The organism is Dermacoccus sp. UBA1591, assembly GCF_002322065.1.
Lineage (GTDB): Bacteria > Actinomycetota > Actinomycetes > Actinomycetales > Dermatophilaceae > Dermacoccus > Dermacoccus nishinomiyaensis.
In genome coordinates this window covers 57,567-63,643 of the sequence record NZ_DCNR01000040.1, presented here as the reverse complement: position 1 = coordinate 63,643, position 6,077 = coordinate 57,567, and the positions used below count along the sequence as shown (strand labels likewise).

General features: G+C 70.1%; 4 protein-coding genes. All 4 read left to right on the top strand.

From position 1 onward, the window contains the following. Window positions 1-1,941: tRNA nucleotidyltransferase/poly(A) polymerase-related protein (locus tag B2284_RS04275; protein WP_286697239.1), on the top strand; the 1,941-nt coding region annotated here is incomplete at its 5' end. A gap of 295 nt (window positions 1,942-2,236) precedes the next feature. Further along, on the top strand, window positions 2,237-3,853 hold the full coding sequence (gene ffh / locus B2284_RS04270) for a signal recognition particle protein (RefSeq protein ID WP_006944856.1): 1,617 nt from the start codon (window positions 2,237-2,239) through the stop codon (window positions 3,851-3,853). 114 nt (window positions 3,854-3,967) lie between these two features. Further along, entirely contained in the window at window positions 3,968-5,059 is a 1,092-nt protein-coding gene (locus tag B2284_RS04265) for an amidohydrolase family protein (protein WP_286697238.1), read from the top strand. Window positions 5,060-5,069: 10 nt separating this feature from the next. Beyond that, the gene (locus tag B2284_RS04260) at window positions 5,070-5,993 is read left to right on the top strand and encodes a GNAT family N-acetyltransferase (protein WP_062256683.1); all 924 of its coding nucleotides are present in this window, start codon (window positions 5,070-5,072) and stop codon (window positions 5,991-5,993) included. The last annotated feature ends 84 nt before the right edge of the window (window positions 5,994-6,077 follow it).

The window sequence follows — 6,077 nt, the reverse complement described above, 5'->3', positions numbered from 1 at the left end:
CAGGTCGAGATCACGACCTACCGCAAGGACGCCTACGACCGCACCAGCCGCAAGCCCGAGGTGACCTACGGCGACCGGCTCGAGGACGACCTCGTCCGTCGCGACTTCACCGTCAACGCGATGGCCCTGCGGCTGCCCGACCTGACCTTCGTCGACCCGCACGACGGCCTCGGCGACCTCGCGCGTGGCCTGCTGCGCACGCCGGGAACGCCGGCCGAGTCCTTCGGCGACGACCCGTTGCGGATGATGCGGGCGGCGCGCTTCGTGTCCCAGCTGGGCCTGACCCTCGACCCCGCGGTCGAGGCCGCCCTGCGCGAGCGGGCCGGGTCGCTCGAGATGATCTCGGCCGAGCGGATCCGGGACGAGCTGGTCAAGCTGATGCTCACCCCCGACCCCCGCCCCGGTCTCGAGGTGCTCACCGACACCGGCCTCGCCGACGTGATGCTGCCCGAGCTGTCCGGGATGCGGCTCACGGTCGACGAGCACAACCGGCACAAGGACGTCTACGAGCACTCGCTGACCGTGCTGGCGCAGGCCATCGACCTCGAGCTCCCCTCGCGGCCGTCGCCGGCGGCTGGGGACGAGTCGTCGCCGAGCGAGTCGTCGGCGAGCGAGACGTCGGAGCAGCCGGGGTCGGCGGCCCCGGCCGACGGTGGGCCCGTCATACGGCCCGACCTGGTCCTGCGACTCGCAGCGCTGCTGCACGACATCGGCAAGGTCGCAGGCGCGCGTGACCACAGCGCGGAGGGCGCACCCGTCACGCGCGCGATCTGCCAGCGCATGGGCTTCGATCGCGCCGACTGCGACCTCGTCGAACGTCTCGTGCGCGAACACCTCACGCTCGTCGATCTGGCGACGAAACGCGACCCCGACGACCCTGCGACCGTCAGGATGCTCTGCGAGGCGGCCGGCAGCGCCGAAGGCCTCGACCTGCTCGACGCGCTGACGGAGGCCGACGCGCGAGCAGCGGGACCACAGGCATGGACGACGTGGCGCGCCGGCCTCGTGCGCGACCTCGCCGCGCGAGCACGCAGGCGGTTCGCGTCGGGGGAGACGGTCGCAGGCGTGCCCGCACCTGCCGCGACCTTCGAGGGTGCCTCGTCCCCCGACAGGTCATCGCCCGGGGCGACGGCCGAGCAGCGGCCGTCCGAGGACGTGGCGACCGGACGCGCCGTTTCTCTTCCTGCGGTCTCTCGACCCTCAAGTCGCGCCCCCGCGGCGTCAGCCCAGGCCCTGGGCGAGACCGATTCGGTCGCGGAAGGCGACGGGGTGCAGGCGCAGGTCGACGCTGGCAGCCCGTCGGGCATCGTGAGCGCGGACGAGCGGGGACGCGTCGCGGCGGGGGAGGTGGTCGTCGAGCTCGAGCCGCTGGAGGGCGTGAGCGGCGTTGTGACCGTCCGCATCGTCGACGTCGACCGGCTCGGCCTCTTCGCCGACATGGCGGGCGTGCTCGGGCTGCGACGCACGTCCGTGCGGTCGGCGAACCTGCGGACGATCGACGGCCTCGCCGTCGACACGTGGGTCGTCGAGGTGCCGCACGGCGACGTGCCGCGCACGAGCGACCTGGCGCGGTCGCTGCGAACGTTGCGCGAGGGCGAGCGCCTGCCGCTGCGTGCCCTCGAGGCAGACGCGCGCCGTCGCGCTGCCGCGGGGCCGTCACGCGCGACGATGCCGCGGGCGTCCGCGTTCGTCGTCCCGGGTGCATCGCAGCACGCGACCGTCATCGAAGTGCGCGCCGCCGACCGTCTCGGATTGTTGTTCGACGTGGGGTCGGCATTCGCCGTCGAGCGGGTCTCCGTGCGCTCCGCGCACATCGCGACATATGCGGGACGCAGCGCCGACACCTTCTACGTCACGGACGAGCAGGGCTCGCCGCTGGCGCCACCGCACGCGGCGCGCGTCATCGGCGCCGTGCTCGACGCCGTCGGCACCGCCGGCTAACGCATCTCTTCGCTCGAACCGCTACCTCGAGGAACTCCGGCACCCGTCCCCATCGACGATCTGCATCCCCATCCGCGAATCCCGTCCCCCTCTGCGATTTTCGTCTACATCTGCATCTACGCCCATGTGGACGAGCATCGCAGATGGGGACAGTCGCCACGATGCGTCGTTCCTCGAGGGCATTCCCGCCGAGACCGAGCGTCGACATCGACGAACGCCGACGCGACGGGCTCGGCATCGGCGCCACTGCACGGTCGATCTGACGGGGCCGCATGGGAGCGGGTAATCTGGGCCGGTGTTCAATAGCCTCTCAGACCGCCTGACAGCGACCTTCGCCAACCTCAAGGGCAAGGGGCGTCTCACCGAGTCAGACATCAACGCGACCATCCGTGACATCCGGATGGCGTTGCTCGATGCCGACGTCGCGCTGCCCGTCGTCAAGCAGTTCACGCGGGGGGTGCGTGAGCGTGCGCTCGGTGCGGAGGTCAGCCAGGCGCTGAACCCCGGCCAGCAGGTCGTCAAGATCGTCAACGAGGAGCTCGTCGCGATCCTCGGCGGCCAGACGCGGTCGATCCAGTACGCGAAGACGGGCCCGACCGTCATCATGCTCGCCGGTCTGCAGGGTTCCGGTAAGACGACGTTCGCGGGCAAGCTCGCGCGTCGGCTGCGCGACGAGGGTCACTTCCCGGTGCTCGTCGCCGCCGACCTGCAGCGTCCGAACGCCGTGCGTCAGCTCGAGGTCGTCGGTGAGCGTGCGGGCGTGCCGGTGTTTGCGCCCGAGCGTGGCAACGAGGGTGGCCACGACGCGGTCTCGGAGACGGGCGAGGGCACACGCAGCCACGGCGACCCCGTCTGGGTTGCCCAGGCCGGTGTCGCACAGGCGAAGGTACGCCAGTACGACGTCGTCATTGTCGACACCGCGGGTCGTCTCGCTGTCGACGAGAACCTCATGCAGCAGGCCGCCGACATCCGTGAGGCGATCCAGCCGAACGAGGTGCTCTTCGTCATCGACGCGATGATCGGTCAGGCCGCCATCGAGACGGCGATCGCGTTCCAGGACGGCGTCGACTTCACGGGTGTCGTCCTGTCGAAGCTCGACGGTGACGCCCGCGGTGGTGCCGCCCTCTCGGTGGCCTCGGTGACGGGTCGCCCGATCATGTTCGCCTCGACGGGCGAGGGCGTGAAGGACATCGAGGTCTTCCACCCCGATCGCATGGCGAGCCGCATCCTCGACATGGGTGACGTGCTGACGCTCATCGAGCAGGCGGAGCGCGCGTTCGACAAGCGCCAGGCCGCCGAGATGGCGCGCAAGTTCATGGACGAGGAGGATTTCACGTTCGACGACTTCCTCCAGCAGATGTCGGCCATCAAGAAGATGGGCAACATCAAGGGCCTGCTCGGCATGATGCCGGGCATGGGTCAGATGCGTGACCAGCTCAACTCGCTCGACGAGCGCGAGTTCGACCGTGTCGAGGCCATCGTCCGCTCGATGACGCCGTTCGAACGCACGCACCCGAAGCAGATCAACGGTTCGCGACGCGCGCGCATCGCGCGAGGTTCGGGCGTCTCGGTCTCCGAGGTCAACCAGTTGCTGCAGCGTTTCGGCGAGGCGCAGAAGATGATGCGTCAGCTGAAGCGTGGCGGCGGCATGCCGGGCATGCCGGGCATGGGTGCGATGCCTGGTGGCGGCGGTGGCAAGAAGGCGAAGAGCCAGCCGAAGAAGAAGGGCAAGAGCGGCAACCCCGCCAAGCGTGCGCAGGAAGAGGCGGCCGCAGCGGCCAAGGCCGAAGCGGCGCGTGCGGCCGCGATGGAGAACGCCTTCGGCCAGATGAACGACGAGCCCGACTACTCGAACATGAAGCTGCCGAAGGGCTTCGAGAAGTTCCTCGGCCCGGGGGCGGACAAGGACTAACCGCGTCGGTCGTCCTTCGGCCCGGAGGAGTTGTGCAGGTTCGTGCGACCGGTATCGCGAACATGCACGACCTCTCGGGCGATCAGCGCCGACGTCGCGCGATAGTGTCGGTTCATGAATGACGATGTGCTTCACCTCACCGGCTGCATCCTGGCCGGGCCTGACGATGAGGTGGGGGAGGCCTGGGTCGTCGACGGACGCATCACCTACGCGCGTCCCGAGACGAACCTCGACGACGCCGTCGAGCTCGACGGCTGGTTCCTGCCGGGGCTCGTCGACGCGCACTGCCACGTCGGGCTCGAGTCGCATGGGGGAGTGCAGCCCGAACGCGCCGAAGAGCATGCCCTCGCCGACCGCGCGGCCGGCGCGCTCCTGCTGCGCGACTGCGGCTCACCCGTCGACACGCACTGGATCGACGAGCGTGACGACCTGCCCCGCGTCGTCCGCGCCGGCCGCCACATCGCCCGCACCAAGCGCTACATCCGTAACTACGCCCACGAGATCGAGCCCGAAGATCTCGTCGCGTACGTGCGGCAGGAGGCGCGCCGCGATGACGGCTGGGTCAAGCTCGTCGGCGACTGGATCGATCGCGACGCCGGCGACCTCACCCCGTGCTGGCCCGCAGAGGCACTGAAACCCGCCATCGACGCCGCCCACGCCGAGGGCGCGCGCGTCACCGCGCACTGCTTCGGCGAGCAGTCATTGTTCGACTTCGCGGACGCCGGCGTCGACTGCATCGAGCACGCGAGCGGCCTCACCGAGGAATCCATCGCACTGTTCGCCGAGCGCGACATCGCGATCGTCCCGACCCTCGTCAACCTCGACAACTTCCCGACGTTCGCCGCTGCCGGCGAGGCCAAGTTTCCCGCCTACGCTGCGCACATGCGCGACCTGCACGCCCGCCGGTACACCACGATCGGCGCGGCCCGCGACGCCGGCATCCGCATCTACGCCGGCACCGACGCGGGCGGTCAACTGCCGCACGGCCTCATCGCGAGCGAGGTCGCCGAGATGACGAACGCCGGGATGAGCAACAGCGAAGCACTCGCGACGGCGACGTGGGGCGCGCGCGAATGGCTCGGCCACGAACGCCTGACGGAGGGTGCGCCGGCCGACATCGTGATGCTCGACGCTGACCCGCGCGACGACGTGCGCGTCCTCGCCGCGCCGCGCCACGTCGTCCTGCGCGGACGCATCGTCGAGTGAGGCCAAACGTATGAGCAGCGCCGAATTCCTCCACGCCGACGGCGAACGTGTCAGCGTCAGCGTTGCCCGGCGAGCCGACATCGAGCCCTACCGACGCGCGATGACGCGCTCCGCGGCACGCATCGGCTCGTGGAACCCCGTCAATCCGGGCGATCTCGTCCACCACCTCGCGGCGCAATCCGAGAAGCACCGCACCTTCCTCATCCGCGCCCATGACGACGTGCGCGCCCCGCACGACACGGCCGGTCTCGTCGGCTGCGTCAACGTGTCGAACGTCGTGCAGGGGCGGTTCATGAGCGCGACGATGGGGTACAACGCATTCGACCCGTACGTCGGGCGGGGGCTGTTCCGCGAAGGTCTCGCGCTCGTCGTCGACATCGCTCTGCGCCCCACCCCGTCGGGCATGGGCCTGCACCGCGTCGAGGCGAACGTGCGCACGGCCAACGCGACGTCGGCGGGCGTCCTGCGGTCGCTCGGTTTCAGACGCGAACGCACCGTCCGCCGCATGTTGTGGCTCGCCGACGGCCCGTCGGGCGCCAACGCCTGGCGCGATCACGACTCCTACGCGATCACCCGCGAAGAATGGCCGGCACGCGCCTACGCCGAGCATGACTCTCCGGCCGGCGTCATCGTCCTCGACGACGCGATCAGTGAACTGATCGCCGTTGCGCTGGCGCGTGAGCTGACGGCGGTGGCCCTGTTCGGACTGCCTTACGCGGCGGCCCTCGACGTCGCTGCGTACGCCGGTGCGCCGATCGTGTGGTGCGCGGGTTCCTCAGCTGAGCGCGCCCTCGTCGATCTGACGGCTCGCGGCGTGCGCGCCGCGCGGCCCGATGACGTCACTGCCGCGCAACTGCGGAAACTCAACGACAGTCCCCACGATGCGCGAGCCTTCGTCCAGCAGGCGCTGAACTTGCGTCCGCGTCTCAGCTGACCACCGCTTCGAGCGTTCCCCGCCGAACCACACCGGACGTCGAGCCACGCTGAGGTCGCGCCACACCGAGCATGCTGCCGGGCC

Bases quoted from the DNA above. Each gene is read 5' to 3' on its own strand.
- B2284_RS04260 (WP_062256683.1), top strand. From the start codon at position 5,070: ATGAGCAGCGCCGAATTCCTCCACGCCGACGGCGAACGTGTCAGCGTC.
- B2284_RS04265 (WP_286697238.1), top strand. From the start codon at position 3,968: ATGAATGACGATGTGCTTCACCTCACCGGCTGCATCCTGGCCGGGCCT.